This is a genomic window from Salinicola halimionae (assembly GCF_003206065.1).
GTDB classification, from domain to species: Bacteria; Pseudomonadota; Gammaproteobacteria; order Pseudomonadales; family Halomonadaceae; genus Salinicola; species Salinicola halimionae.
The window spans coordinates 329,929-356,831 of record NZ_PZJQ01000005.1 but is presented as its reverse complement, the minus strand read 5'-3'; the positions used below and the strand labels follow the sequence as shown (position 1 = coordinate 356,831).

The window sequence follows — 26,903 nt, the reverse complement described above, 5'->3', positions numbered from 1 at the left end:
CGGGACGCCCGGAACCTCACACCTGCATCAGGTCATGTTCCTTGGTTTCCAGAAGACGATCGATTTCGCTGACGTGCTTATCGGTCAACTTCTGGACTTCCTCTTCGCCGTGACGCTGATCGTCCTCGGTGATCTCTTTATCCTTGAGCAACGTCTTGAGATCGCCATTGGCATCACGCCGAACATTGCGGATCGCCACGCGCGCGTTCTCGGCCTCGGCACGTGCCTGCTTGATATAGTGGCGACGCGTCTCCTCGGTCAGCGGCGGCATCGGTACGCGAATCACCGTGCCGGCGGTGGCGGGGTTCAGCCCCAGGTCCGCCGTCATGATCGCCTTCTCGACTTTCCCCACCATCGAGCGTTCCCAAGGCGTTACGGCCAGAGTACGCGCATCTTCGATGATGATATTGGCGACCTGGTTGATCGGCATGTGGCTGCCGTAATACTCCACCATGACCGCGTCGAGGATGCTCGGATGTGCTCGCCCCGTACGGATCTTGTGGAAATTGCTCTGGAGCGCCTCCAGACTCTTCTGCATCCGCGCGCCAGCGTCTTTCTTGATATCGTCGATCATGTCCTAAACCTCAATCAATCAGCGTGCCTTCTCGCCCACCGACCACCAGATTCAACAGGGCGCCAGGCTTGGTCATGTCGAAGACACGAACCGGCATGTCATGGTCACGCACCAGACAGATAGCGGTCAAATCCATCACCCCCAGCTTCTGATCCAGCACGTCATCGTAGCTGAGCTGCTCATATTTGACGGCATCCGGGTGCTTGACCGGATCCTTGTCGTAGACACCGTCCACCTTGGTGGCCTTGACCACCACGTTGGCATCGATCTCGATGCCACGCAGGCAAGCGGCCGAATCGGTGGTAAAAAACGGGTTACCCGTACCCGCCGAGAAGATGACCACGTCACCGGAGGTCAGATAACGAATCGCGGAGCGTCGGTCATAGTGCTCGACGACACCACTCATCGGGATCGCCGACATCACGCGCGAGCGGATATTGGAGCGCTCGAGAGCGTCACGCATCGCCAGCGCATTCATTACCGTGGCCAACATACCCATATGATCACCGGTAACCCGGTCCATGCCCGCCGCATGCAATGCCGCGCCGCGGAACAGGTTGCCACCGCCGACCACGATACCGACCTGGACACCGATACCCACCAACTGCCCGATTTCCAATGCCATGCGGTCGAGCACTTTGGGGTCGATACCGAACTCCTGCTCTCCGGTCAGCGCCTCACCCGACAACTTCAGCAATATGCGCTTGTACTTCGACTTGTCGCTACGCTCATTGGGCTTGGTGGGTCGGTCGATGACGTCAGTCATATCGCTCTCTCCTGGGATGACGAGTCGGTTCGGCAGGTCGGACAGATGATCTTCTCATCTACCGGATACGCAATGGCGTGCGCTCTCGCGCACGCCATCGATGGAGCCGGGGCCAGGCGATAATACCTGACACCCTCGCTCCGGGCACTGCTTGAAGAAGCTCAGCTGCGGCGAGCCTGTTCCATCACTTCCTTGGCGAAGTCGACTTCCTCTTTCTCGATACCTTCACCGACTTCGAAGCGCGTGAACCCGACGACTTCACCGCTAGCCGTCTTGGCATACTCGGCGACAGTCTGGTTCGGATCCTTGACGAATGGCTGCTCGGTCAAGCTGTTTTCCGCCAGGTATTTCTTGAGTCGACCCTGAACCATCTTCTCGGCGATCTGCTCCGGCTTGCCGGCCATGTCCGGCTGGGCCAGGATGATCGCTTTCTCGCTGTCGAGCTGAGACTGCGGCATCTCGTCCGGACGCGCGACGACCGGGTTGATCGCGGCCACGTGCATGGAGATATCCTTGGCCACTTCCGCGTTGCCGCCCTTGAGCACGGTCAAAACGCCGATACGGTCACCATGGACGTAGCCACCGACGACACCGCCTTCCGGCGCATCGACGACGACTGCACGACGCACGGAGATGTTTTCGCCGATCTTCTGTACCAACTGGTTGCGAGCGTCTTCCAGCTCGCCATCCATGATCGCGGCAATGTCTTCGGACTTGGTCTCGAAAACCTTGGCCAGCACCTTGGTGGCAAAGCCTCTGAAGTTGTCGTCGCGAGACACGAAGTCAGTCTCTGAGTTGACTTCCAGCATCGCGGCGTAGCTGCCGTCTTCGGCAACCTGGGTCAGGATCGCGCCTTCAGCAGCGATACGGCCCGCCTTCTTGGCGGCCTTCAGACCGGAATTCTTGCGCAGATCATCGATCGCGCGCTCGATGTCACCGTCGGCTTCGGTCAGTGCTTTCTTGCACTCCATCATCCCGAGACCGGTACGCTCGCGCAGTTCCTTGACTAGAGAAGCGCTGATAGCTGCCATGTTCTAACCCCTGAGAATTGCGGTTTCATCTAACAACGACGCGACTAGTGCGTCGCCGCGGGTGTAAAAAGGGGGCTCTCGAGCCCCCTGTAGTCTGCGCCAATGGCCTGACCGATATCGGCAGACCGATTACCGCCCTGCAGGAGGACGCGCGGCGCAGACTCGATGCCGTTTCTATCCCGTATTACTGGGCGGCGTCGCTTGTCTCATCCGTCTCGTTCACCTCGACGAATTCGTCGGGGCTGCCTTCCTTTGCCTTGCCGCAGGCATCGGCGATGGCCTGCACATAGATCTGGATGGCGCGAATGGAGTCGTCGTTACCCGGAATGACGTAATCGACGCCGTCCGGGTTGGAGTTGGTATCAACGACACCGATCACCGGAATACCCAGCTTGTTGGCTTCGTTGATCGCGATGCGCTCATGGTCGACGTCGATCACGAACAGCGCGTCCGGGAGGCCGCCCATGTCCTTGATACCGCCGATAGAACGCTCGAGCTTGTCCTGCTCGCGAGTCGCCATCAAGACTTCTTTCTTGGTCAGCTTCTCGAACGTGCCATCTTCGCGCATGGTCTCGAGCTCGCGCAGACGCTTGATCGACTGACGGATGGTCTTGAAGTTGGTCAACATGCCGCCCAACCAACGATGGTTGACGAACGGCTGACCCACACGATTGGCTTCTGTCTTGATGATCTTGCTGGCGGAACGCTTGGTACCGACGAACAGGATCTTGTTGCTGGAAGAAGCCATCTTCTCGACGACACCGGTCGCTTCCAGCAGTGCAGGCAGCGTGTGCTCGAGGTTGATGATGTGGATCTTGTTACGTGCGCCGAAGATGTACTGACTCATCTTCGGGTTCCAGTAACGGGTCTGGTGACCGAAGTGTGCGCCTGCCTTGAGCAGGTCACGCATATTGACTTGTGCCATGATGACTCCTGAAGAATCGGGTTAGGCTTCCACACACCCCATGGATCCGACCGCCTGGCTAAGCCAGCGCGGCACCCGGGACCATGTGCCGGTGCGTGTGTGTTTTTTATGACGCGACACTCACTCGAATGCCGTCGTCGCTACTCGCTCGTGCCGATGAAATGCTGTCGCAGTCCATATTGACCATCTCGTCTCGGAGACTGATAGACGGGCAATTGCAGTCAAGCGCGCGGATTTATACCATAGAACGCACGTAAGATGAAGCCACCGGGCGTCTAAACCCCGGCAGCCGCGTGGGCATCCACCCTGTTTCGCGATCCCTCATCTTTCCTATCGACCCCCATTGCGAGAGCGCATGAACATTCCACGCAAGACGCCTGACGAAATCGAAAAGATGCGCGAAGCGGGCCATCAGGCCGCCGCAGTGTTCGAAATGATCATTCCACACGTTCAACCCGGCGTCTCCACCGGCGAGCTCGATCGTCTGTGCCACGACTTCATCGTCAAGGAGCTCGGTTCCACCCCCGCGCCACTCGACTACCACGGCTTCCCCCGATCGATCTGCACCTCGATCAACCACGTCGTCTGCCACGGCATCCCCGATTTCGACAAGAAGCTCAAGAACGGCGATATCATGAACATCGATATCACCGTGAAGACCGCTGACGGTTACCACGGTGACAGCAGCATGATGTTCGTCGTTGGCGACACCATTCAGGGCGAGCGCTTGAGCCGAGTCACCCAGGAGAGCTTGTATAAAGGTATCGCCGAGGTCCGTCCCGGGGTCAGGCTGTCGACCATCGCCCGAGTCATCCAGGCTCACGCCGAGAAGGCCGGCTACTCCGTGGTCCGGGACTTCTGCGGCCACGGGATCGGCGCCGGATTCCACGAAGAGCCCCAGGTGCTGCACTACGATGGTTACGCCGAAGAGGCCGATGCCGAACTCGCCGAAGGCATGTGTCTGACCATCGAGCCGATGCTCAACGCCGGCGGTTATCGCACCAAGGTGCTGAAGGATGGCTGGACAGCGGTGACCAAGGACAAGAGCCTTTCGGCGCAGTGGGAGCACACCCTGCTGGTTACCGCCTCCGGAGTGGAAGTCCTGACGGCTCGTTCCGACGAAGACTTCAACTTTCTGAAGGCTTGATCACCCCGCCACCGCCTCGCCCTCGGAGACGCTCACCGCATGCTGCTGCATCACTACCGTTTTCACCCGGACACGACCCTTTTCGATGCAGCGGCCTTTCGCGAGACGCTGGCGCTTGAGCGGCAATCGATCCCGCTGTTCAAGCAGGCGCTCAGGACGATCCGCGAGCGCCTGGACGAACGCTTCCGGAACGGAGCTGATGTGCGCGACCTGGTCTACGGTCGCGCCTGGTGCCTGGATCGACTGCTCGAAATCGCCTGGGAGCGTTTCGACTGGCCGGACGCCAACGTCGCACTGCTCGCCGTGGGCGGTTACGGTCGTGGCGAGCTGCATCCTCACTCCGATATCGATCTGCTGTTGCTGCTGGGGCAGAACGACGATACGTCCTACCGCGAATCGCTGACCGGCTTCATCACCTTCCTGTGGGATATCGGTCTCGAAGTCGGCCAGAGCGTGCGCTCGCTCGACGACTGCGAGCGCGAGGCACGGGGTGACATCACCGTCATCACCAACCTGCTGGAAACGCGGACGCTCGCGGGCCCGGAAAGCCTGCGCGAAGCCATGAGAGAACGGCTGTCGACGCAGCAAATGTGGTCATCGGCGACTTTTTTCGAAGGCAAGTGGCAGGAGCAGATCACCCGTCACTACAAGCACAACAATTCCGAATACCACCTGGAACCCAACCTCAAGAGCGCCCCGGGCGGACTGCGCGACATCCAGATGATCGGCTGGGTCGCCAAGCGCCATTTCGGGCCGCTGCGCTACGAAGACGTCGTCGCACAGGGCTTCATGAACGATGCTGAACTCAGGATTCTGAGCCAGGGTCAGGCGTTCCTGTGGCAGGTTCGTTACGGCCTGCACATGATCGCCGGTCGCGCCGAGGACCGGCTGCTGTTCGATCATCAGCGCGCTCTGGCCAAGCTATTCGGCTATGTCGATACTCCCCAGCGGCTTGCCGTCGAGCAGTTCATGAAAGCCTACTACCGGCACGTCACCGCTCTGGCGGGACTCAACGATATGCTGCTGCAGCATTTCGACGAGGTGATCCTGCACGCCGGTGAATCGCTGGAGATCAAGCCGATCAACACGCGCTTCGAAATTCGAGGCGGCTACATCCAGCACCGCCACCCCAATGTCTTTCTGCACCGACCCGACGCACTGCTGGAGCTGTTCCTGTTGATGGCCCAGCACCCGGAAATCGAAGGCGTGCGGGCCGACACCATTCGCCAGATCCGCGATCACCGTCATCTGATCGACGATACGTTCCGTGATGACCTGCGTCATCAGAGCCTGTTCATGGAGCTGCTGCGCAGCGGCGGCGATGTTCCGACCCAACTGACCCGTATGAATCGGTACGGGGTTCTGGGCAAGTATCTTCCCGAGTTCGGCGAAGCCGTCGGCCTGATGCAGCATGATCTTTTCCACATCTATACCGTTGACGCACACACGTTGCGCCTTCTTAGCTTCCTTCAGCGTTTCCGTGAGGAGCGAGACACCGATGAATACACCGTCGCCATCGACGTCATCCAGAAGCTGCCCAAGCTGGAGCTTCTGTGGATCGCCGGGCTCTACCACGATATCGGCAAGGGGCGAGGCGGTGATCACTCCGAGCTCGGCGCGGTCGATGCCGCCGAATTCTGTCGTCGCCACGCGCTGTCGAACTGGGACACCCGCCTGGTCGCGTGGCTGGTCGAACATCATCTGCTGATGTCGAAGACGGCTCAGAAACGGGATATCTCCGATCCGGACGTCATCCACGGTTTCGCCCGCACGGTGCGGGACGAGACCCACCTCGACTATCTCTACGTGTTGACCGTCGCCGATATCAGCGCCACCAATCCGACGCTGTGGAACGGCTGGCGTGCGTCACTGATGCGCCAGCTCTACACCGAGACCCGGCGCGTGTTGCGCCGTGGTCTCGACAACACCGTCGATCGCCAGGGCTGGGTCAGCGAAACCCGCGAGGAAGCACTGGGGTTACTGCGGGCGGTCGGCGCCGACGAGGCATGCGTCGCCCAGCTCTGGCAAACCTTCGGTGAGGACTACTTCCTGCAATACACGCCCAGCGAAGTCGCCTGGCAGACTCAGGGCATCCTCGCCCACCACGACGACCATCTGCCATTGATTCTGGTCAGCGCGCCCAGCGAGGACATGACCGAGGGCGGCACCAAGCTGTTCATCCATACCCGCTCTGCCGATGACTTGTTTGCCGCCACGGCGGCAGCCATCGAGCAGTTGGGCCTGTCGATCCACGATGCCCGTATCGCCACCTCCAGTGACGACTGGACGCTCAACACCTTCATTCTGCTGGACGATGACGATGAGGCCATTCGCGAACCCGCCCGCCTGGAGGCGATCCGACGCCATCTGGTGGAAGAACTCGACGACCCGGACGACTATCCGCAGATCGTCAGCCGCCACACCCCGCGCCAGCTCAAGCATTTCCGCGTCCCTGTCGAAGTCATCATCGAGCAGGATCCGGCCAACGCCCGCACCTCGCTGGAACTGATCGCGCCCGACCGTCCCGGCTTGCTGGCCCGCGTCGGGCGTATCTTCATGGAGCAGGACATTGCGCTGTCGACGGCCAAGATCGCCACGCTCGGCGAGCGCGTCGAGGACGTATTCTTCATTACCGACAAACGGGGTCAACCACTGACCGATCCGGAAGCTCAGGCACGCCTGCGGGCGCGACTGTACGAGGTGCTCGACGTGTAGCTCAGGGGCCAGCCAGCTCGAAATACTCTCAATCGACCGGTGCAGGGTTGGCTTTCAGCCACGCCTGCATCTGTTCTATCTCGGCCTGCTGGGCCGCAATGATCTTTCGAGCCAGCGCCCGCATCTCGGGGTCCTTGCCATACTCCAGTTCAACCTTGGCCATTGCGACCGCGCCCTGGTGATGAGCCAGCATACCCTGAGCGAAATCGACGTCTGGATTGCCACTATTCGCCAGATCCATGTCGTGCTGCATGGCCTTCGCCGCCTCACGGTAGGCATCGCCGGCATCACCGGACCGGGAACTCGATGCTGAATGCGCCTGGTGGCCTTCATGACTGTCGCTATCCGACTGCGCAAAACCACTGGCGGCGAAAGCCAGCGCGGAAAACCCTACGATCCCCGCCATCAGACGTTTGGAAGTTGTCATCCGTTCTCTCCCGAGAAAAAACCGACGTTATCACCAAGGTGTAGCCTCCAGGTCAAGCGCAACCTGCGGCGCTGGACTACCGCATCGCCTGCACTGGCAAGCCGAATACTGCCAGACCTGCCGGGCGTCGAACCGACGACTTTTTTGAGCTCCCGTCCGCAGGCGCCTATAATCGGCCGCTTTCTGAGAAGCGCACAACGGGCTCGTGACATGACCATCACCGTTTACGGCATCAAGACCTGCGATACCTGCCGCAAGGCCCGGCGCCAACTCGATGCGATGGACGTGGCGTATCGATTTCACGATCTGCGCGAGGATGGCCTCGATCCACGGCAACTGGATGCCTTTCTCGCCGGTGCCGACTGGCAGACGCTGCTCAACACCCGCAGCACCACCTGGCGCCAGCTCGACCCCGCGGACAAGCAGCCTTTCGACGCCGAACGCGCCCGCGAGTTGATGCTCGCCCACCCGACCCTGATCAAGCGCCCGATCTTGCAACGAACGGTATTGCAGCGCACCGGGAGCGGCAGCGACGACACCTTGATCATCGCCGGGTTCGACGCCGACCGCTACGCGGCCCTCGTCTCCTAGAGAGGCTTGAGCATGCCGCCCGCATTGACGATCTCGACGACTTTTCGACCATCAGGAGGAACCTGCGATGCTGAGCTTCGCGCTAGGAATCGGCACCCAGAACAGCCAGGGCGACTGGCTCGAAATCTACTATCCGGCCCCGCTGCACCAGCCTGCCGCGGCCCTTGTCGCGGCCGCACGCCAGGCGCTAGACGCCGACGAGTCCACGGAAGTCGTCAGCTTTCTGCCGGAACACGCCGCCAAGCTCGCGACCGCGTTGCGCGATGCTGGTGCCGGTGATCAGGCCGAGATCGCCGAGGCCTTTGCCGACGCGCAGCGTCCGCTGGTCGCGGTCTTTCTGGATGAAGATCATGCGCCGACCAGCGTGCCGGAGGTCTATCTCAAGCTGCATCTGCTCTCTCATCGACTGATCAAGCCGCATGGCACCCAGCTCGATGGCATGTTCGGTCTGCTCAAGAACATCGCCTGGACCAACGAAGGCGCCATCGATGTCGAAGAGCTGCCGGCACGTCGTCTCAAGGCCCGTCTCGCCGGACGCCCGCTCTCCGTGGACTGCGTCGACAAGTTTCCCAAGATGACCGACTACGTCGTGCCCAAGGGGATCCGGATCGGCGATACCGCCCGCGTGCGTCTCGGTGCGCATCTGGGCGAAGGCACCACGGTCATGCATGAAGGTTTCTGCAACTTCAATGCCGGCACCGAAGGGCCGGGAATGGTCGAAGGCCGTATCTCCGCCGGCGTCTTCGTCGGCAAGGGCTCGGATCTGGGCGCCGGCTGCTCGACGATGGGCACGCTCTCCGGCGGCGGCAACGTGGTGATCAAGATCGGCGAGAACTGCCTGATCGGTGCCAATGCCGGGCTGGGCATCCCGCTCGGCGATCGCTGCACGGTCGAAGCCGGTCTCTACGTCACGGCCGGTTCCAAGGTCACCGTGCTTGACGATCGGGGTGAAGCGGTCCAGACCGTGGCCGCACGCGAACTCGCTGGCCAGAACGACCTGCTGTTCATTCGTCACTCGGTGACGGGTCGTCTGGAATGCCGTACCAACAAGAGCGCCGTTGCCCTCAACGAAGCTCTGCACGCCCACAACTGATTCGGCTGTCCCGACAGCCCATTCCGGAGAACCGCATGCCTCAAGCGTCACCGACGGGCGCGTCATCGCCCACTGCCCACTCGGCCACGCTGGCGCTGGCGCTCGAACTACTCGAGCGACCGTCGGTGACCCCGGACGATCACGGCTGTCAGGCACTGATGATCGAACGCCTGGAGCACATCGGCTTTCAGATCGAGCGGATGACGATCGGCGGCATCGAAAACTTCTGGGCAACGCGCGGTCAGCACGGCCCGATGCTGGCCTTCGCCGGTCATACCGACGTGGTGCCCAGCGGCCCGGAGCGCGAATGGGATCATCCGCCGTTCGAACCGATCATTGATGACAACGGCTTTCTCTGCGGCCGCGGCGCCGCCGACATGAAAGGCAGCCTGGCGGCCATGGTGACGGCGGTCGAGCGCTTCGTCACCGCCCATCCCGATCATCATGGCAGGATCGCGTTTCTGATCACGGCCGACGAGGAAGGACCCGCGATCCACGGCACGCGCGCGGTCGTCGAACGTCTGCGCGAGCGCCACGAGCCGCTGGACTACTGCATTGTCGGCGAGCCCTCTTCAACCCGTCATCTCGGCGACGTGATCAAGAACGGGCGCCGCGGATCGTTGGGTGGCGTGCTGCGCGTCCGCGGCATTCAAGGGCACGTCGCCTACCCGCATCTGGCGCGCAACCCGATCCACCAGGCACTGCCGGTGCTGTCCGAACTGGTGAACGAGCCTTGGGACGCCGGCAACGCCTTTTTCCCGGCGACCAGCTTCCAGATTTCCAATCTCTATGCAGGGACCGGCGCCACCAATGTCGTACCCGGCGAGCTGGAGGTGACGTTCAACTTTCGCTACTCCAGCGAGGTCACGCAGACTCAGCTGCGCGAGCGTGTCGAGCAGAAGCTCGCCGCGCACGGCCTCGATTACCAGCTCGACTGGACGCTCAATGGCGAGCCTTTCCTGACCGCGGCGGGCGAGCTGCTCGAGGCAACGCAGGACGCCTGCGAGACGATCACCGGGCATCGTCCGACGCTATCGACTTCCGGCGGCACGTCCGACGGTCGCTTCATTGCTACACTAGGCACACAGGTGATCGAGTTGGGTCCCGTCAATGCCACTATCCACCAGGTCAACGAACGCATCCGTGCCGACGACCTCGATACCCTGAGCCGCATCTACGAAGCCACACTCGAGCGGCTGTTTGCCTGAGGAACCCATGGAGCGTTTTCCTGACATCGAAATCTACCTGGCGGTCGCCGATATCGACGCCATTACCCGCTGGCTGCGCGAGACACTCGGCGACGGTGAGATGACGCTCGACCGTGCCGGCAAGGGAATCTGGCGCGGCAAGGCGATGGGCACCAAGCGCACCATCGGCGTCATGCTCGTCGAGCGTGCGGCAGATCGCTATGCCAGCCTGTGGTTCGATTGCGACGCCACGCCCTGGCCGAGAGATACCGACTGCGCCCGCGACGCCGCTCGCGAGCTGGGCTGCGAGGCGCGCTGTTCGCTCGGCGGCTGGCAACCCGGCGACGACCCCGACCGTTTCTGGCAGGTACTGCCGGACGGCCGCGAGAACACCATCGACTGGCCGGATTCGGGTCGCTAATCACGCCGTAACCGCCGCAATGCAACCCATCTGACAGGGAGTCAAAGATATGGCGGAATCCAAGCCGGTCATCTACGCCGCCATGGGCGGCAACTTGCTCATTGCGATCAGCAAGTTCGTCGCAGCCGCCATCACCGGTAGCTCGGCGATGCTCTCCGAAGGTATCCACTCGGTGGTGGATACCGGCAACCAGGTATTGTTGCTGTTCGGCATGCATCGGGCCAAACGCCCACCCAGTCCGCAATTCCCCTTTGGCCACGGCAAGGAAATCTACTTCTGGAGCTTCGTGGTCGCACTGCTGATTTTTGCGGTCGGCTCCGGCGTTTCCCTGTACGAAGGGGTGATGCACATTCTGCATCCCGAGCCGATCGAGTCGCCGCTGGTCAACTATATCGTGCTCGGTCTGGGCATTCTTTTCGAAGGCGCTTCCTGGGCCTTCGCGCTCAACGAATTCCGCAAGACCAAGGGAAAATGGGGTTATCTCGAGGCGGTGCATCGTGGCAAGGATCCCTCGATGTTCGTGGTAATCTTCGAGGATTCGGCCGCCCTGCTTGGCTTGGTAGTGGCATTAGCCGGCGTGGCGCTGTCTCAGTGGACAGGCATATTGATCTTCGACGGCATCGCGTCGGTAGTCATCGGCTTGATCCTCGGCGGTACCGCGATCTGGCTGGCAATGGAGACCAAGGGTCTGCTGATCGGCGAGAGCGCCAATACGAACGTCGTCGAGAACATCCGCCAGCTTGCCGCCGACGCTGATGGCGTCGAAGGCGTCAATGAAGTGCTGACCATGCACATGGGGCCGAATTTCATCCTGGTCAATCTCAGCGTGCGTTTCGCTCGCGGCACGCCCGCCGAGCGTATCGAACGTACCATCGCCAAACTCGACAGCGAGATCAAGCAAACACACGAGAGCGTCAAGCGGGTTTTCGTCGAGGCCGAAGCGCGGGCCGGCGTCGACGCAATTCCTCAGGCTGCCGCTACCCAATAAAAAGAGCCCCGTAGACATGGTCGGCGTGACGGGCGAAACAGAGCGTCGCGAGGAGGACCGAGGGGGCAGTGCCTCACGGGATCTTCTGCTCGACCTCGCGCTCTCCTGCACTGCCGGTGGGCTGCGCCATGCCGACTCGGCCGATCCCGGGGAGCTTAAGCGCCGGTGACTGCCAATCGACGCCGACCGTCAACCCCAGCAGGTCGAGCTCGAAGCCCTCGTCCCAGGCCAGCATGACGCCGAACAGACCGCCCAGCGACAGCTGGTATCCCGTGTGAGTGGGCGTTCTCGCCACGATCTGTCCGGGGAGATAATCCTTGCCGATCGCGTTGGGCGGAAAGTCCACCGGCAGTTCGGGAACCCGCCGTGCCACCCAGGCGATGAAGGTGTTGCTGTTGGGTCCGGGCCAGATCCGATAACGATCAGGATAAGGATAGTCGGGCACGACACGCGCGATCTCACTGATCGCCCGCGCCGCCTTGTCTCCTCGAACATCCGCCAGCAGCGTCGGCGGATTGCCATACCACTGGCGATCCGGCTGCGCATAGCCCGTTTCCACCGTTGGCCGTTGCCAACTCAATACCTGATAGACCCGGTAACGGCTGGCGCCCTCGGCCTTGGTCGCGATCCAGGTATGCACCCCGAATGCGCCGCGCCACTCGAAGGTGCGCGCCGCATAGACCTGAACGACCGCCTCGCGGACCTCTCCCGGATCCGGCGCCAATCCGCTCGAAGAACGATCGGCGCCCTGCCAGTCGGCATGCATCGGCACCTGCTGGGAGGCCAGCATGTAGCCAGGCCCCAACAGCAGCACGACGACGAAGACAACGAGCGCCAGCACGAAAGCCAGCGCGCGCTTGAGTAGGCGAGATAAATCCATGGAAATAGCGGATTCCTGAGAGTGAGTCGCACGCCGGGGGTTGAATCGACGCATCATGACCCACATAACACTTATCAATCTCGAATCGAACATCAAGGGTTTTTCACATGGCTATCGTCGATCCCCGTACCGGACAGCCGCTGACCGGCCCCGAAGAAAGCAGCCAGAATGGCGCCGGCAACACAGTTGCCGCGGAAGACGTCATCGTCGACGTCACGCTGGAAAACTTTCAGCAGGTCGTGCTCGATGGTTCGATGCAGCACCCGGTGCTACTTCAAAGCTGGGCCAACTCGAGCGAATCGTGCCAGACGCTGAAACCGGTGCTGGAGAAACTCGCCCAGGAGTATGCCGGGGCCTTCGTGCTGGCGCGCCTCGATACCGAGGCCTTTCCCCAGATCGCCTCGCAGCTGGGCGTGCGCTCGGTGCCGGACGTCAAACTGATTTCCCAGGGTCAGCTCTACGACCATTTCCAGGGCGCGCTGCCCGAGAAGCAGATACGTGAATGGCTCGGCAAGTATCTCGAGGCGCCGGCAGAGGCGTCTCAAAGTCCTGAAGAGATGGCCGAAGCGGCTCTGGCATCTGGCGACACCGAAACCGCCGAGGCGATTTACCAGGAACTGATCCAGCAGTATCCGGAACATCACGATTACCAGATCGATCTGGCCGGCGTACGGGTGGCCGCCGGCCGAACCGACGATGCCAAGCAGATTCTCGATAACTTGCCGCCGGAACACCGCGATGCGGCGAAGGCACGCGGCGTGCGTGCGCGCATCGAATTTGGTGAAGAAGCCTTGAGTCAGGCCGAGATCGACGCCCTGGGCGAACGCGACGACAGTGAAGCACAGTATCAGCGCGCCATGCGCCAGATTGCCGACGGCCAGTATGAGACCGGCCTCGAGGCTCTGCTGGCGGTGATGAAACGCGATCGCGCTTACGGCGAAGACGCCGCACGCAAGACGCTACTGCGTGTTTTCGACGCCTTGGGTGCCGAGCATCCGCTGACCGTCACCTACCGTCGCCGACTGTTCGCCATGCTCTACTGAACGCCGTACCGGTGATGATGCCCGGGGCCGAACGTTCTCGGCGCCGGGCATCTTGTTGCCTCAATCGGACAGTAAACGATCCAGCCGCAGTAGCGCTTCTTCCAGCCAGCTCCGCGGCATGCCGAAGTTGAGCCTGACGAATCCCGGCCAGCCGAAATCAGCACCGTCGGAGAGCGCTACCCGCGCTTCCTCGAGCAGACGCTGCTGCGGCGAATCGACCAGTGCGCTATGGCGAAAATCCAGCCACGCCAGATACGTCGCCTCCGGTGTCGACATCGTTACGCCCGGCCAACGCAAGACGTGCGCTTCCACCATGGCCAGATTATCTCGCAGCTCGCCCAGCAACGCCTGGCGCCACCCCTCGCAGTCCGTGTAGGCCGCCAGCGATGCGCTCAATCCGAGCACGTTGACGCCGGGCAGCAGGCCGGCAGCCGCTGTCTGGAACCTCCGACGCAGATCGTCGTCGGCAATGATCGCGCAGGCGGCCGACAGTCCGGCAATGTTGAACGTCTTGGACGGCGCCCACAGCGTGATCAATCGATCCGCCAATTCCGGGCACAGCTGGCCCAGTGGACGGTGCGGCCGCGAAGGATCGAGAATCAGATCGCAGTGCAGCTCGTCGGAAATGACGATCAGATCGTGGCGTACCACCAGCTCGGCCAGCCCCTTGAGCTCGTCGGCATTCCACACACGTCCGGTGGGGTTGTGCGGATGGCACCATAGCAGCACGCGGGTATTGGCCTGGATCGCCGCCTCCAGCGCCTCGAGATCGAGTCGCCAGGGCCCGCCGGGGGTCGCGGGTTCAGTCAGTTCGAAGGTCTGCGCCTCGCGGCCGGTATTTTTGGCCACGCTCAGAAACGGCGGATAGATCGGGGTCGCGGTAAGCACGCCCTGACCCGGCTCGCTCAATGCCATCGCCGCCAGATTGAGCGCCGGGACCACGCCAGGAACCCACAGCTGCCACTCGGTGTCGATCGCCCAGTCGTAGTGGTGACGGCTCCAATCGTTCAGCGCTTGCTTTAAACTCTCCGGCACCCCGCCGTAGCCGAACACGCCGTGCTCGACGCNNGCGTCGAGCACGGCGGGTGGAGAGCGGAAGTCCATGTCGGCGACCCACAGTGGCAGTACATCTTCATCGTACTGCTGCCACTTTTTGGTGGGATGCTGGCGGCGATCGATACGCGTGGCAAAATCGAAGTTCACGATAGTAGTCCCATCATCGAAATGGATTGACGAATATGTGCGAGCGGCCTGACCTTGCAGAAAACGCCTCCCCCCGACCCTTCTACGCTCGGGTGCTGGCCGGCAACTCGAAACTGGTCGGGCACTGGCTCCTGCTGGGACAGGCCGATCCCGACCGTCTGGCCATGATTCTGGCCGATACGGCGCGCATCGCCAAGTTGGGGGAGCCCGAATCGACCCCGGACGGCGCCACATTGACTCACTGGAGCGGAGACGCCACGCCGCCGCGCTGGGCAGCCAGAACGGCGCTGTTCCTGCTGGTTCAGATGCCGGCCCGGCCCCTGCCCCGCGACGACGACGAAGCGTGCGCCTGGGCCTATTGCTGGTTACACAACCGTCAGTTCGACGCCTTCGAAACGGCACGCGACAGCCTGCCCGAGCATCTGCGTGAGTGTCTCGCGGCGCCACTGGCCGAAGCGTGGCAGGACTATCGAGGATTGCGCCTGATTTGACACGGCCTCCGGATCTCTTCGGACTCTGGCCTAGGCCACATCATGACTCGCAACGCCGAAGCCGGCCGTCGACCTCTCTATTGCTCTGTCCATTGTCCTGGCGGTTGTGAACGAAGTTCTGGCGGTTGTGAACGAAGGGCTTGCGATAGCGAGATTTGCGGTGCAACGTTCTGTGAATGAGGGGACGACGCGTCGACGGCGCAGCACGTTCGAACAGCGCTCGGCCACCTCGAAGCCAGTCACTCTTGTCAGGGAGTTTCCATCGAGTGGGCAGCTTAGTCACATGTACGGATTGCCCGCCCTTCTTCAAGACCGTGGGAGCTAACTCATGACACCCGCAATCCGGCTGCTCGAGTCACAGGGCATTGCCCATCAGATCACCAGCTACGAACTGGAGAACGAGTCGGAATCCTACGGACTGGATGCCGCTCGCGCGCTTTCGCTACCCGCGGCCAGCGTTTTCAAGACGCTGCTCGCTCAGCTCGACGACGACCGCCTGATAGTCGCTCTGGTGCCCGTCGACACCACGCTGGACCTCAAGGCTCTGGCCAAGGCCGCCGGCACCCGCAAGGCACGCATGGCTGAGAGCGCAGTGGCGGAACGCTCGACCGGCTATCGGGTCGGCGGTATCAGCCCCTTGGGCCAGAAAAAGCGCCTTCCGACTTTCATCGACGAGAGCGCCATGGCCATGGCGACGATGCACGTCAGCGGCGGTCGCCGCGGACTGGAGCTATCGCTGGCACCGAACGACCTGATCGCTCTGACCGCCGCTCGCACCGCGGCGCTGGCGTGTCGCTGATGCCGCTCGGAATGAGCTCCCGGCGCAAGGTCGACCCATGTCGATAGACTTCGATCTCTGGATCGATCCCGACGATCATGAGCGTCATCGCGCCGTCGAAAAGGTACTGGAGTGCTATTTCATGGAGCGTCTGGCCGACTATCCACATCTACGTTTGCCGGGTCCCGACCCCTACGACTATGATGCGCCGTTCAATCGACTGCATGCCTCTCTGGTCGAGCGCGCCCGCCATTACCTGCTGGGTGAATATCTCTACTCGCCGACGCCGATGCAGCTGAGCCGTGCCTTCTATCGTGCCGTGGCTCGCTCCAACAAGGTCATACTGGATTCTTCCCATGGTGATTCACCCCGATCAGACACCGACTGAAGCGCAACTAGCGACGATCGCCGAACAGCTGGGTCGCCCGCCCCGCGGCCTGGAGGCGGTCGCTGCCACCGATAGCCTCGGCCGCCCGCTGGTCCTGCGAATGGCCCCGATCGTCGACGATGCGCCGTTCCCGACGCTTTACTGGCTTTCCTGCGAGCGTCTCAAGGTCGTGCTGTCACGCCTTGAAGCCAGCGGCGTGATCAAGGAGCTGGAAGCGCGACTGCAGCAAGACCCCGAATGGCTGGCCAGCTATCACCAGAGCCATGCCGATTATGTCCGCCAGCGCTGGGACTTCATGACCGACGAGCAGCGCGAAGCGGTGGAAAGACGCGGCTATTCACAATTGATGCGAGAGCGGGGTGTCGGCGGGATCACCAACTGGGACCAGGTGCGTTGCCTGCATACGCAGTACGCCCATCATTTGTGCGGCGATAACGCCATCGGCCGCTGGCTCGATGCGGAACATGACGTCGCTGCCAGCATTCCCTGACCGCCGACGACATCGACGCCACTCTTTCTCTTTTCTTTTCCAGGAGCGATAGCGTGCAAATCTGTGTTTATCTGGGATCGCGTGAAGGTAACGACCCCCGTTTCGCCGAAGCAACGGAAGCATTGGGCGCGGCGATTGCCGGACGCGGCTGGGGGCTGGTCTATGGCGGTGCCCGTAACGGCCTGATGGGCAGGCTGGCCAACGCCTGTCTCGCCGAGGGCGGTGAAGTGATCGGCGTGATGCCCGAACATCTGGTGCAGCGCGAAGTCTCGCACCATGGTCTGAGCCGGCTGATCCGCGTCGACAACATGCACGAGCGCAAGGCCGCCATGGCGGCGCATGCAGATGCATTCATCGCCCTGCCCGGCGGTATCGGCACGCTGGAGGAGCTGTTCGAAATCTGGACCTGGCGCTACCTGGACCTGCACGACAAGCCGATCGGCGTACTCAATGTCGCCGACTTCTACTCGCCGATGCTGACCTTCCTCGACACCACCGTCGAACAGGGTTTTCTCGATAGGTCTACTCGCCGCACGCTGTTCGCCGAGCCCGATATCGAAACCTTGCTGGACCGCCTGGGCGAAAGTGCCACGCTTGAACGTGGCACCATTTAAAATCGCCAAGTCTTGGCAGTCCCAAGCTCGAAAATAACAAGGCTTGAGTGGAGCGGTTCGAACGTCGGTCACAGACGCCATATCCATCAAGGAGGATCGAGAATGCATGCCATCGCCATCGAAGCCAATCAGATGATCTGGCGCGAACACGACGACCCCGGCACATTGGGCGCCAATGAGGTGCGAATCAACGTGGCCTGGGCGGGGATGAATCGCGCCGACCTGATGCAGCGCGGAGGCAACTATCCGCCCCCGCCGGGCGAATCCGAGGTTCCGGGGCTGGAAGTCAGTGGCACGATCATCGGAGTGGGCAAAGGCGTCGAGCGCTTTGGAAAAGGCGATCGGGTCTGCGCCCTGCTGGCCGGCGGCGGCTATGCCGAGCAGGTAGCGGTCAATGAAGCCCAGGTATTACCCATTCCTCAGGGTCTGGGACTGCGTGAAGCTGCCGTGCTGCCGGAAGTCTTCGCGACCGCCTGGCTCAATCTCTACATGGAAGGGGCGGTTCAGACGGGTCAACGCGTGCTGCTGCACGCGGCCGCCAGCGGCGTAGGGACGGCGGCGATCCAGCTGTGTCGCACATTCGGCAATCCCTGCTTCGTTACCGCGGGCAGCGCCGAAAAACTGGAAGCCTGCTATCAGCTGGGCGCCGATGCCGGCTGGAATCGCCACGACGGCAGCTTCGTTGACGCGGTCAAGGATTGGGGTGGCGCCGACATGATTCTCGATCCGGTGGGCGGCGACTATATTGCCCAGGATCTGGCGGTTCTGAACGCCGACGGTCGGCTGGTGCTGATCGGACTGATGGGCGGGATCGAAGCCCAGATCAACCTGGGCCGCATGCTGATGAAGCGTCAGCGTCTGATCGGCTCGACCCTGCGCTCTCGCTCGGCGAAGGCTAAAGGCGCGATCCTGGATGCGCTGTACGCGCACGTATGGCCCAAGCTGGCCAGCGGAGAGATCAAGCCGTTGATCGCCGGTGCCTGGTCCGTTCAGGAAGCCGAGACAGCGATGCAGCATCTCTCGGACAATCGTAACACCGGCAAGATTCTGCTGAGCGTCAGCGGGGAAGGTTGAAGCGTCGCTGCACCGCGTCATGATNNATCATGACGCGGTGCCGGCTCGCTATCCCAGGTTCAGCGTCGCTTTGTAGGTCAACTGCAACAAGCGGGCATCGTCGCCGGCCCGATGACGGCGAATGCCGTGCTCTTCGACGATACGCTCCTTGGCCTCTGCCCAGCCTTCGGTCTGGGCCTCGCTCAGCAGGCGCCTCAACGCCTCCAGCCTGAATCGCGGCAGCATGCCGGCCTGATCGAACAGCAGCGACAGCCAAGTGTTGTCGTAGCCCCAGCTATCACTGTAAGCGATACCGATCGAGGCCAGCTCGTCGTTGAGCCAACGGGCGACTTCGATCGGAGGATGGCCTTCACGAATCAGACGAGCGCGGGATATGCCGTGCAGCAGTTCCGCCTTGGGGTCCCAGTGCGTCCACTCCTCGCCGGGCTGAATCAGGAAAGCACAGCGGCTCCCATCGGGCCGGGCCAGGCCGATCTCGATGGGATAGCTGCCACGGCCAAAGCCGGAAGCCTCGATGTCTAGCAGGGTGGGCAGCAACACGTTGCGGGCTCCCTCTCCATGATGCCGTCTCATCTTGCGACGCCGATGAGGCATCATCATGACAGCGTTGGCGCGTGACTTCATCCCGTCATCGGCCGGGACCAATGACGGAATGCGCGCAGGATGCGCCGCCGGTTGCGGGCGTTCAGTGTGTGGCGAGCGCGGCGGGCGTTTCGCCGTTGGGACCCTCTTCAGCGAGGTTGCAAGCCCAGCGCTGCCATTCTTCCGCACGAGCAGGATCATTAGGCAGACCCAACTCACCACCGCGATAGGCCTCGGCTAGCCGAGTCGCCGCCTGCACATGGCCATTTTCACCGGCCCGTGCGTACCAGGTCACCGCGTGATGCGCATTGGGCTGGTACTGTGAACAACCCAGCTCGTAGATACGACCTGCTTGGTACTGAGCATGGCGATCACCCTGCTGAGCCGCCTGCAGCACGTAACGTGCGCCGGCAGACTTGTCGCGCGGGGAGATCCCCCGGTGCATCAATACGCGCCCGTAGAGCGAGCGTGCCGGGATATGCCCGGCATCGGCGCAGCGTTTGAACCAGCGCAACATCAGGCGCTGCTTGCTCGGCGAGCCCGTCATCCAGCGCGTGTGGCTGAGTTGCGTGGCCAGATGAAACTCGAATCGCGTAAAGAAAGAAAACGTCTGTGGCATAACTGACAGTGACCCTGGAGACTGGGACCCGTTGACGGTCCGAACTACCGTGTCGATCTGGACGCCTCTTATTCTCTATTGCCGCAACACCCTACTACCGCGACGTCAGGCAATGCTCTATGGCGCGTCGGAACCGACTCTTCGCAGGCGCACTCAGCCGGGGCCAAGCGGCGAAAGGCCGCAAGAATACGCCTGCCCGAGCAACGACTCAACCCCTGGCTTTCAGACCCGGTTTGCCGCCTCCCGGCGGCGCCAGTAACATACGATTTTCAGCGCTTTTTTCGTCCTTGATCCGGCTCGTCTCAACCCGGCTTTTTCAACCTGGAGAGCAACATGCAGCGACGCCCCCTTGGCAAGACCGACATTCAGGTCTCGCGCCTATGTCTTGGCACGATGACCTTCGGCGAACAGAACACCGAAGCCGACGCTCACGAACAACTCGATCGTGCCATCGCCGCAGACATCAATTTTATCGACGCCGCCGAGATGTATCCGGTGCCGCCGAAGCCCGAGACTCAGGGGCGCACCGAAGCCTATATCGGCAGCTGGTTGAAGCAGCGCGGCAAGCGAGACGATCTGATCATCGCTAGCAAGGCGGCGGGCGCTGGCCGCGGCATGGAACATCTGCGCGGTGGCCCGCGACACACGCGCGAACAGATTCACCAGGCGCTGGACGCCAGCCTGAAGCGGTTGCAGACAGACTATCTCGACCTCTATCAGCTTCACTGGCCGGATCGCCACGTGAACTGCTTCGGCCAGCTGGGCTATCTACCGGGCGACGACAGCGATGCGACTCCGCTGGAAGAAACCCTGGGTGCACTGAAAGAGGCGGTCGATGCCGGCAAGATTCGTGCCGTTGGGCTTTCCAACGACACTCCCTGGGGCGTCATGCGGTGTCTGCAACTGGCCGACACCCAAGGGTTGCCGCGGGTCGCCAGCGTCCAGAACCCCTACAACCTGCTCAACCGCAGCTTCGAGATCGGCCTTTCCGAAATCGCGCACCGCGAGTCCGTCGGGCTGCTGGCCTACTCGCCGCTGGCATTCGGCGTGCTGTCAGGCAAATATCTCGACGGCCAGAAACCACCCAAAGGCCGCCTGACACTGTTCGAGCGTTTTTCCCGCTACACCTCCGAGCTGGCCCAGGAAGCGACGCGAGCGTACGTCGACATCGCCCGCAAGCACGGCCTGGATCCGGCACAGATGGCACTGGCCTACGTGACGTCACGGCCGTTCGTCACCAGTAACATCATCGGCGCGACTACCCTCGAGCAGCTCGATGCCAACATCGACAGCGACTCGCTCGAGCTTTCCGACGACGTGCTGGAAGCGATCGAGGGCGTGCATCGGCGAATCTCCAATCCCTGTCCATGAAGCTCGGTCCTGAGGCTCGTCTTGGACGCTCGGCCTGAAGTTCGCCGGCGACAACGGTCGATAACGACACATTTCCCATACGGAATAAGCCCGCCATGCTCAGTATCATCTCTCCGGCCAAGACGCTGGACTTCGAGACTCCGCCGACGACTCAGGACGTCACCCAACCCGACTATCTCGATTTGAGTCGAGAGCTGATCGACATTCTGCGCGGCTATTCTCCCCAACAGTTGTCCGAGCTGATGGGAATCAGTGACAAACTGGCCGGACTCAACGCTGCCCGTTATGCCGATTGGAAGACACCGTTTTCGCTGAATAACGCAAAGCCGGCGGCCCAGGCCTTCCAGGGCGACGTCTACGTGGGCCTGGAAGCCAGTGGCTTCAGCAAGGCCGATAATGCTTTCGCTCAGGACCATCTGCGCATCCTGTCAGGGCTTTACGGCCTGTTGCGGCCGTTGGATCTGATTCAGCCCTATCGGCTGGAGATGGGTATCCGTCTCGAAACGGGTGCGGGCAGGGATCTGTATGCCTACTGGCGGGAACGGCTGACGACAGATCTGGACAAGGCGGTCGCCGCCAGCGGCAGTTCGACGCTGGTCAATCTCGCCTCCAACGAATACAGCAAGGCGATCGACTTCAAGAAGCTCGAGGCCGATGTCGTCTCACCGGTATTCAGAGACGAGAAGAACGGCCAGTTCAAGATCATCAGCTTCTATGCCAAGAAGGCCCGCGGTTTGATGGCGGCCTGGATGATACGTGAACGGATCGACACGCCGGCGACGCTGGCCGAATTCGACGTCGCCGGTTATCGATATGCACCGGACGAATCGAAGCCGGACAAACCCGTCTTCCGTCGGCGCGAGCAGGATCGTGACTAAATAGCCGCGACTTAGCCGCGACTGAATGGCCGTGATTAGACAGCCTCGGCTAACGGCCGCGACTAAAGAACCTGCTCGGGAGTCGATACGTTCAGCTTCCATTCATGACGGTCTGCCATAATGCTCGCAGCAACGAGTGCACTCGACGGGCACCGGTCTGGAAATCGATACCGACCGCAAAACCGGCACTCGTCCCGGATAACGATGATTTTCAGGAGAACGCCATGCGGCATCTGCTCGTCATGTTGATGGTCGGCCTGCTCGGTTTCAGCGCAGCAGTCGATCACGCCGAGGCTCGCCGTCTGGGCGGCGGCAAGAGTTTTGGCTCCTACTCGCGCTCGGTACAGCAACCGACCCCGACCACGACCCGCAGCAACGCCGCCGCCCCGCCCCGTCAGCCCAGCGCCGGGCTATCCCGTTTCGCCGGCCCCTTGGCCGGGATGTTGGCGGGTGGCCTGCTGGCATCGCTGTTCTTCGGCGGCGCTTTCGATGGCTTCCGGATGATGGACATGCTGCTGATCGCACTGGTGGCGTTCATCGCCTTCCGGCTCATCGCGGGACGTCGACGCCACGCCCCGGCCGGGCATGGCGACAGTGGCCAGTCGTACAATGCAGCTCAGGACAACGCGGCTCAAAACGGAGCAGGCTCGCAGCCGGCAGCGTTCATGGGCGGCAACGCCACCGGAACGAGCACCAATGGCATCGCCAGCGAACCTGAGTGGTTCGATCGCGAACGTTTCCTGACCGGGGCCAAGGAGCATTTCACCACGCTGCAGCGCGCCTGGGACAACAACGACCTGAGCCAGATCCAGGAGTACGTGACACCGGAGCTCTACAACCTGCTCAAAGCAGAACGCATGGCACAGCCGGCCAATAACCGCACCGAGATCGTGCGTCTATTTGCCGAACTGGGCAGCGTGCAGGAGATTAAAGACGAAGCCGAAGCGACAGTGCTGTTTCATGGCGTACTCGATGAAAACGGTGAAGAGACCGAATTCAACGAGACCTGGCATCTCAAGCGGGCACTACGGGATGGGTCGCCTTGGTACGTTCAGGGCATCGAGCAGAATCCCACCGTCTGAGGGTGAGATCGGGCGTTGCGGGAAGCGGTGACGCAGGCCCCGAAGAAAAGACCTGATGGACCAGGTCCGAAGTGAAAGATCCGAAGAACAAGGCCCGAGCTTGTCGACGACAGGCTCGGGCTTTTTTGCATGCCGCCATCGCGATCGCCGAGACGACCGGACAGCGATCAGTCGTCTCGATCGACCGCGAAGGCCGACCACGCTTGGCGCGTCGGCATCACTTCCAGACGGTTGAAGTTGATGTGCGCCGGTAGCGTCGCGATGTAGAACATCTGTTCGGCAATATCTTCGGCCGTCAGCGCGGTGGTGCCGTTATACAGCTTGTTGGAAGCCGTCTGATCGCCACCGGTACGCACCAAGGTAAATTCGGTTTCAGCCATGCCCGGGGCCAGATCGGTCACCCTTACGCCGGTACCCTGTAGATCACAACGCAGGTTGTAGCTGAACTGCTGGACGAACGCCTTGGACGCACCATAGACGTGGCTACCAGGATAAGGCCACTGACCGGCGATGGAGCCCACATTGACGATCGTCGCCCCTTCGCCGACCTCGATCAGCGTCGGCAGCAGCGCGTGCGTGACATTGACCAGCCCGGTCACGTTGGTATCGATCATGGTGTGCCAGTCCTTCAGCGCCACCTTCTGCGCCGGTTGCGGCGCCAACGCCAGACCCGCGTTATTGACCAGCGTACGCACGCCCTTGAAGGCTTCCGGCAGCGTATCGACGGCCTTCTGTACGGCTTCGTCGTCGCGGACGTCGAGCACCACAGTGTGCACTTCCACCTGATCGGAAAGCTCGGCCTTGAGCGCATCGAGTCGCTCGCCGCGACGTCCGGACAGCACCAGCGACCAGCCGGCCCGAGCAAAACGATGGGCAGCGGCGCGACCGAATCCGGAGGTGGCTCCGGTAATGAAAACGACATCGTTCACGATATTCTCCTGGTCAGACTTCGATGAAACGAGCGCTTATCCGCGCCCGATGTTTGTCGGTGGCGTTGACCCCGGGCCTCTTCAGCCATGCAACGCTTCCCGAATCAGCACCCAGACCGATAGCGCAATCAACAGCGGCGCTACGGTCAATTTCATGGAACGCAGCTTCGAGCGTTCGAACGCCCACTGCCCCAGCAGGTTGCCGATCAGCGCCGGTATCAGTAGCCAGGCGGCACGAAGCCATGTCTGCTGGCTCAACTCGCCCGCCAGGCCCAAGCCGATCAGCGAAGCGCTGCTGCTAGCGGCGAAGAACAGGATCGCCGTGGCCCGTAAACTCACGGGCGGCAGACGCTGATGCAACAGATAGAGCATCAACGGTGGTCCGCCGGACGAGGCCAACGTCATGCATAGACCGGAAATGCCCCCGGCCGCCATGCTCGACCACCCAACGCCCTTCACCCGCCTGCGGTTCAAAGATGGCTCGCAAGAAGCATCCTCGGAGGGCGATTCGCGCCGCAACAGCAGCGCTGACGCACCGGCCAGCGCCAGCAACGCGATCGATATTCGCATAGGCGCAACCGGCAGCGTGGTGATCAGGCTCACGCCGACAACGGTCGCCACTACCATGCCACAAAGAAGCCGCCGAAGGTGTCGCCAGTCGGCCAGTCGAGCGGCGCGGCGCCATAGCCCGATACTGGTCACGAGATCGAGCAGCAGCGCCAGTGGCACCGCTTCGAGCGGCGGCAGAAACAACATCAACCCCAAGGCCAGCAGCATGGCGAAACCGAAACCGCAGTATCCTCTGACCAGTCCGGCAAAGCACGCCAAACCGATGGCCGGCCAAAGCAGGGGCATCGATGACATCATGCTGCTGACTCCTCTGCTGGCCTCTGGGCTTCGAGCGTCGACGCCGTTCCACACCGCGAGTGGTAACCCTACCCAGCCACCCGGCGTCGGGGTAGGGCCAGTTTTCCCTTCGAAGCGGGACATCGCCGTGCAGCCATTCTGTCCCGATCGTCAGGGTGACACTGTCACGACTGCCGGCGAATTCTGGCTCTACGCGATTCGACCATCGCCCCCTAGTCTTGAATCAAGATATCGAAAATCATTGCCAGAACCGTCGTGTTTCGCTTGGAGACGCCAGCCACTGCTGCCAAGCCCATGACTACCAACAACAGGAACCCCGCCATGACCGACACCCTCAGCTACGACGATGGTTTGTCCAACGACACTGTTTTGTCCAACGACGCTATGTCCAATGACTATGTCCACCGACTCGACCGTCAGAACGTGTTCCACTCGTGGTCGACGCAGGGCAATCTGTCGCCGATGGTGATCGCGGGGGGCAAGGGTTGCCGGCTATGGGATTACGCCGGCAAGGAGTATCTGGATTTCAGCAGCCAACTGGTCAATACCAACATTGGTCACCAGCATCCCAAGGTGATCGCCGCTATTCAGGCCCAGGCGGAACAGCTGACCACCGTCGCTCCGGCGCACGCCAACCTGGCCCGTGGCGAAGCGGCCAAGCGCATTCTCGAACGGGCGCCTTCCGGCTTCGGCAAAGTGTTCTTCACCAACGCCGGCGCCGATGCCAACGAGAACGCCATGCGCATGGCGCGCAGCGTGACCGGCCGCGACAAGATCCTGTCGGCCTATCGCTCCTATCATGGCAATACCGGCGCGGCGATCGTCGCTACCGGCGACCCGCGCCGCGTCCCTAACGAATTCGCCCGCGGCCATGCCCACTTCTTCAACCCATTCCTCTACCGCAGCGACTTCTGGGCCGGCAACGAAGAAGAGGAGTGCCAGCGCGCGTTGCAGCATCTGAAGCGGGTGATCGAGTGCGAGGGGCCGACCGCCATCGCGGCGATCCTGCTGGAGTCGATTCCCGGCACCGCCGGTGTGCTGATTCCGCCCAAGGGCTACCTGGAAGGCGTGCGTCAACTGGCGGATCAGTACGGCATCCTGGTGATTTTCGACGAAGTCATGGCCGGCTTCGGCCGTACCGGCAAATGGTTCGCGCTCGAGCACTTCGGTGCCAAGCCGGATTTGATCGTGTTCGCCAAAGGGGTCAACTCCGGCTATGTCCCGGCCGGGGGCGTGATCATCTCCGACGCGATATGCCGCCATTTCGACGACCACATGTTCTTCGGCGGGCTGACCTACTCGGGGCATCCGCTGGCCATGGCCTCGATCGTCGCCACATTGGACGCGATGAGCGACGAAGGCATCGTGGAAAACGCCGACCGTATCGGCAACGGTCCACTGGCTGCCGGCCTCCAGCAGCTGGCACGAGACCACGCCATCGTCGGCGAAACCCGCGGTCTCGGCGTGTTCCACGCCCTGGAGCTGGTCAGCGATCGCCAGACCCGCACGCCGTTACCGGCCAAGGAGATGGGGGCGATCAAGAATGGTTTGATCGCCAAGGGTCTGCTGCCGTTCGTGGTCGAGAACCGCATTCACGTCGTGCCGCCGTGCATCGTCAGCGAAGCGGAAGTTGCCGAAGGGCTGGCGATCCTCGACGAGGTGCTGGGCGAGTTCTCGGCGGGCTGACGGGCTCCACGCTAGATGACCGGAGCGAGCGGCTCCGGTCACGGTCGTCCGGCCGCAGCCGTT

General features: G+C 62.0%; 29 protein-coding genes. 18 read left to right on the top strand and 11 right to left on the bottom strand.

Annotated elements, in window-relative coordinates:
* Nucleotides 1-16 precede the first annotated feature (16 nt).
* From frr to rpsB, 4 genes are all read right to left on the bottom strand, one after another.
* On the bottom strand, nucleotides 17-574 hold the full coding sequence (gene frr / locus DOM27_RS14530; protein WP_110656953.1) for a ribosome recycling factor: 558 nt from the start codon (nucleotides 572-574) through the stop codon (nucleotides 17-19).
* Between the two features lie 10 nt (nucleotides 575-584).
* Nucleotides 585-1,340: a UMP kinase gene (pyrH, locus tag DOM27_RS14525; RefSeq protein WP_110656951.1), complete on the bottom strand. Its 756-nt coding sequence runs from the start codon at nucleotides 1,338-1,340 to the stop codon at nucleotides 585-587.
* A 161-nt stretch (nucleotides 1,341-1,501) separates the two neighbouring features.
* Complete coding sequence (gene tsf / locus DOM27_RS14520) at nucleotides 1,502-2,371, bottom strand: translation elongation factor Ts (protein WP_110656949.1); 870 nt, start codon at nucleotides 2,369-2,371, stop codon at nucleotides 1,502-1,504.
* A gap of 184 nt (nucleotides 2,372-2,555) precedes the next feature.
* Complete coding sequence (gene rpsB, locus DOM27_RS14515; RefSeq protein ID WP_110656947.1) at nucleotides 2,556-3,296, bottom strand: 30S ribosomal protein S2; 741 nt, start codon at nucleotides 3,294-3,296, stop codon at nucleotides 2,556-2,558.
* Nucleotides 3,297-3,651: 355 nt separating this feature from the next.
* On the opposite strand from rpsB, the gene map reads away from it, so the two are divergent.
* Complete coding sequence (map, locus tag DOM27_RS14510; RefSeq protein WP_110656944.1) at nucleotides 3,652-4,443, top strand: type I methionyl aminopeptidase; 792 nt, start codon at nucleotides 3,652-3,654, stop codon at nucleotides 4,441-4,443.
* Between the two features lie 39 nt (nucleotides 4,444-4,482).
* Nucleotides 4,483-7,158 carry a [protein-PII] uridylyltransferase gene (locus DOM27_RS14505; protein WP_110656942.1) on the top strand — a complete coding sequence of 892 codons (2,676 nt, stop codon included), beginning with the start codon at nucleotides 4,483-4,485 and terminating at the stop codon, nucleotides 7,156-7,158.
* 28 nt (nucleotides 7,159-7,186) lie between these two features.
* Here DOM27_RS14505 and copM read toward each other — a convergent pair whose 3' ends face one another.
* A complete protein-coding gene (gene copM / locus DOM27_RS18230; protein ID WP_110656939.1) occupies nucleotides 7,187-7,585 on the bottom strand; it encodes a CopM family metallochaperone in 399 nt (132 codons plus the stop codon).
* 210 nt (nucleotides 7,586-7,795) lie between these two features.
* Here copM and DOM27_RS14495 point away from each other — a divergent pair, with 210 nt between their 5' ends.
* From DOM27_RS14495 to DOM27_RS14475, 5 genes are all read left to right on the top strand, one after another.
* Complete coding sequence (locus tag DOM27_RS14495) at nucleotides 7,796-8,176, top strand: Spx/MgsR family RNA polymerase-binding regulatory protein (protein ID WP_110656937.1); 381 nt, start codon at nucleotides 7,796-7,798, stop codon at nucleotides 8,174-8,176.
* Between the two features lie 67 nt (nucleotides 8,177-8,243).
* Nucleotides 8,244-9,269, top strand: coding sequence for a 2,3,4,5-tetrahydropyridine-2,6-dicarboxylate N-succinyltransferase (gene dapD / locus DOM27_RS14490; protein WP_110656935.1), 1,026 nt, complete (start codon nucleotides 8,244-8,246; stop codon nucleotides 9,267-9,269).
* 35 nt (nucleotides 9,270-9,304) lie between these two features.
* Nucleotides 9,305-10,477, top strand: coding sequence for a succinyl-diaminopimelate desuccinylase (dapE, locus tag DOM27_RS14485; protein ID WP_110656933.1), 1,173 nt, complete (start codon nucleotides 9,305-9,307; stop codon nucleotides 10,475-10,477).
* A gap of 7 nt (nucleotides 10,478-10,484) precedes the next feature.
* On the top strand, nucleotides 10,485-10,877 hold the full coding sequence (locus DOM27_RS14480; RefSeq protein WP_110656931.1) for a hypothetical protein: 393 nt from the start codon (nucleotides 10,485-10,487) through the stop codon (nucleotides 10,875-10,877).
* A 49-nt stretch (nucleotides 10,878-10,926) separates the two neighbouring features.
* Nucleotides 10,927-11,865, top strand: coding sequence for a cation diffusion facilitator family transporter (locus tag DOM27_RS14475; protein WP_110656929.1), 939 nt, complete (start codon nucleotides 10,927-10,929; stop codon nucleotides 11,863-11,865).
* A gap of 73 nt (nucleotides 11,866-11,938) precedes the next feature.
* Here DOM27_RS14475 and DOM27_RS14470 read toward each other — a convergent pair whose 3' ends face one another.
* Entirely contained in the window at nucleotides 11,939-12,745 is an 807-nt protein-coding gene (locus DOM27_RS14470) for a DUF3750 domain-containing protein (RefSeq protein ID WP_110656927.1), read from the bottom strand.
* 107 nt (nucleotides 12,746-12,852) lie between these two features.
* Between DOM27_RS14470 and DOM27_RS14465 the strand changes: the two genes are divergently transcribed.
* Nucleotides 12,853-13,788, top strand: a complete 936-nt coding sequence (locus DOM27_RS14465) for a tetratricopeptide repeat protein (protein ID WP_110656925.1) — start codon at nucleotides 12,853-12,855, stop codon at nucleotides 13,786-13,788.
* A gap of 60 nt (nucleotides 13,789-13,848) precedes the next feature.
* Here the strand turns inward: DOM27_RS14465 and DOM27_RS14460 are convergent, their stop codons facing one another.
* Nucleotides 13,849-14,991: a MalY/PatB family protein gene (locus DOM27_RS14460; protein WP_110656923.1), complete on the bottom strand. Its 1,143-nt coding sequence runs from the start codon at nucleotides 14,989-14,991 to the stop codon at nucleotides 13,849-13,851.
* 35 nt (nucleotides 14,992-15,026) lie between these two features.
* Between DOM27_RS14460 and DOM27_RS14455 the strand changes: the two genes are divergently transcribed.
* The 6 genes from DOM27_RS14455 (at nucleotide 15,027) to DOM27_RS14430 (ending at nucleotide 18,826) form a co-directional block, all read left to right on the top strand.
* The gene (locus DOM27_RS14455; RefSeq protein ID WP_110656921.1) at nucleotides 15,027-15,482 is read left to right on the top strand and encodes a hypothetical protein; all 456 of its coding nucleotides are present in this window, start codon (nucleotides 15,027-15,029) and stop codon (nucleotides 15,480-15,482) included.
* 328 nt (nucleotides 15,483-15,810) lie between these two features.
* Nucleotides 15,811-16,281: a Cys-tRNA(Pro) deacylase gene (ybaK, locus tag DOM27_RS14450; protein ID WP_110656919.1), complete on the top strand. Its 471-nt coding sequence runs from the start codon at nucleotides 15,811-15,813 to the stop codon at nucleotides 16,279-16,281.
* 37 nt (nucleotides 16,282-16,318) lie between these two features.
* A complete protein-coding gene (locus tag DOM27_RS14445) occupies nucleotides 16,319-16,648 on the top strand; it encodes a hypothetical protein (protein WP_110656917.1) in 330 nt (109 codons plus the stop codon).
* Complete coding sequence (locus DOM27_RS14440; protein ID WP_110656915.1) at nucleotides 16,617-17,138, top strand: DUF501 domain-containing protein; 522 nt, start codon at nucleotides 16,617-16,619, stop codon at nucleotides 17,136-17,138. The genes DOM27_RS14445 and DOM27_RS14440 overlap by 32 nt, the downstream gene beginning before the upstream one ends.
* A gap of 53 nt (nucleotides 17,139-17,191) precedes the next feature.
* Nucleotides 17,192-17,752 (top strand): LOG family protein, encoded by a 561-nt coding sequence (locus DOM27_RS14435; RefSeq protein WP_157956774.1) that lies wholly within the window; start codon nucleotides 17,192-17,194, stop codon nucleotides 17,750-17,752.
* Between the two features lie 102 nt (nucleotides 17,753-17,854).
* A complete protein-coding gene (locus DOM27_RS14430) occupies nucleotides 17,855-18,826 on the top strand; it encodes an NAD(P)H-quinone oxidoreductase (RefSeq protein ID WP_110656913.1) in 972 nt (323 codons plus the stop codon).
* A gap of 48 nt (nucleotides 18,827-18,874) precedes the next feature.
* Here DOM27_RS14430 and DOM27_RS14425 read toward each other — a convergent pair whose 3' ends face one another.
* Together DOM27_RS14425 and DOM27_RS14420 are read right to left on the bottom strand one after the other, a co-directional pair.
* Entirely contained in the window at nucleotides 18,875-19,366 is a 492-nt protein-coding gene (locus DOM27_RS14425; protein ID WP_245392736.1) for a 3'-5' exonuclease, read from the bottom strand.
* 145 nt (nucleotides 19,367-19,511) lie between these two features.
* On the bottom strand, nucleotides 19,512-20,027 hold the full coding sequence (locus tag DOM27_RS14420) for a tetratricopeptide repeat protein (protein WP_110656911.1): 516 nt from the start codon (nucleotides 20,025-20,027) through the stop codon (nucleotides 19,512-19,514).
* 333 nt (nucleotides 20,028-20,360) lie between these two features.
* On the opposite strand from DOM27_RS14420, the gene DOM27_RS14415 reads away from it, so the two are divergent.
* The 3 genes from DOM27_RS14415 (at nucleotide 20,361) to DOM27_RS14405 (ending at nucleotide 23,358) form a co-directional block, all read left to right on the top strand.
* Entirely contained in the window at nucleotides 20,361-21,398 is a 1,038-nt protein-coding gene (locus DOM27_RS14415) for an NADP(H)-dependent aldo-keto reductase (RefSeq protein WP_110656909.1), read from the top strand.
* A 95-nt stretch (nucleotides 21,399-21,493) separates the two neighbouring features.
* The gene (gene yaaA / locus DOM27_RS14410) at nucleotides 21,494-22,276 is read left to right on the top strand and encodes a peroxide stress protein YaaA (protein WP_110656907.1); all 783 of its coding nucleotides are present in this window, start codon (nucleotides 21,494-21,496) and stop codon (nucleotides 22,274-22,276) included.
* Between the two features lie 224 nt (nucleotides 22,277-22,500).
* Nucleotides 22,501-23,358, top strand: coding sequence for a Tim44 domain-containing protein (locus DOM27_RS14405; RefSeq protein ID WP_110656905.1), 858 nt, complete (start codon nucleotides 22,501-22,503; stop codon nucleotides 23,356-23,358).
* Between the two features lie 167 nt (nucleotides 23,359-23,525).
* Here the strand turns inward: DOM27_RS14405 and DOM27_RS14400 are convergent, their stop codons facing one another.
* The gene (locus DOM27_RS14400) at nucleotides 23,526-24,287 is read right to left on the bottom strand and encodes an SDR family NAD(P)-dependent oxidoreductase (RefSeq protein ID WP_110656903.1); all 762 of its coding nucleotides are present in this window, start codon (nucleotides 24,285-24,287) and stop codon (nucleotides 23,526-23,528) included.
* A gap of 81 nt (nucleotides 24,288-24,368) precedes the next feature.
* Nucleotides 24,369-25,154 carry a sulfite exporter TauE/SafE family protein gene (locus DOM27_RS14395; RefSeq protein ID WP_223162358.1) on the bottom strand — a complete coding sequence of 262 codons (786 nt, stop codon included), beginning with the start codon at nucleotides 25,152-25,154 and terminating at the stop codon, nucleotides 24,369-24,371.
* Nucleotides 25,155-25,475: 321 nt separating this feature from the next.
* Here DOM27_RS14395 and DOM27_RS14390 point away from each other — a divergent pair, with 321 nt between their 5' ends.
* Nucleotides 25,476-26,840, top strand: coding sequence for an aspartate aminotransferase family protein (locus tag DOM27_RS14390; protein WP_110656900.1), 1,365 nt, complete (start codon nucleotides 25,476-25,478; stop codon nucleotides 26,838-26,840).
* The last annotated feature ends 63 nt before the right edge of the window (nucleotides 26,841-26,903 follow it).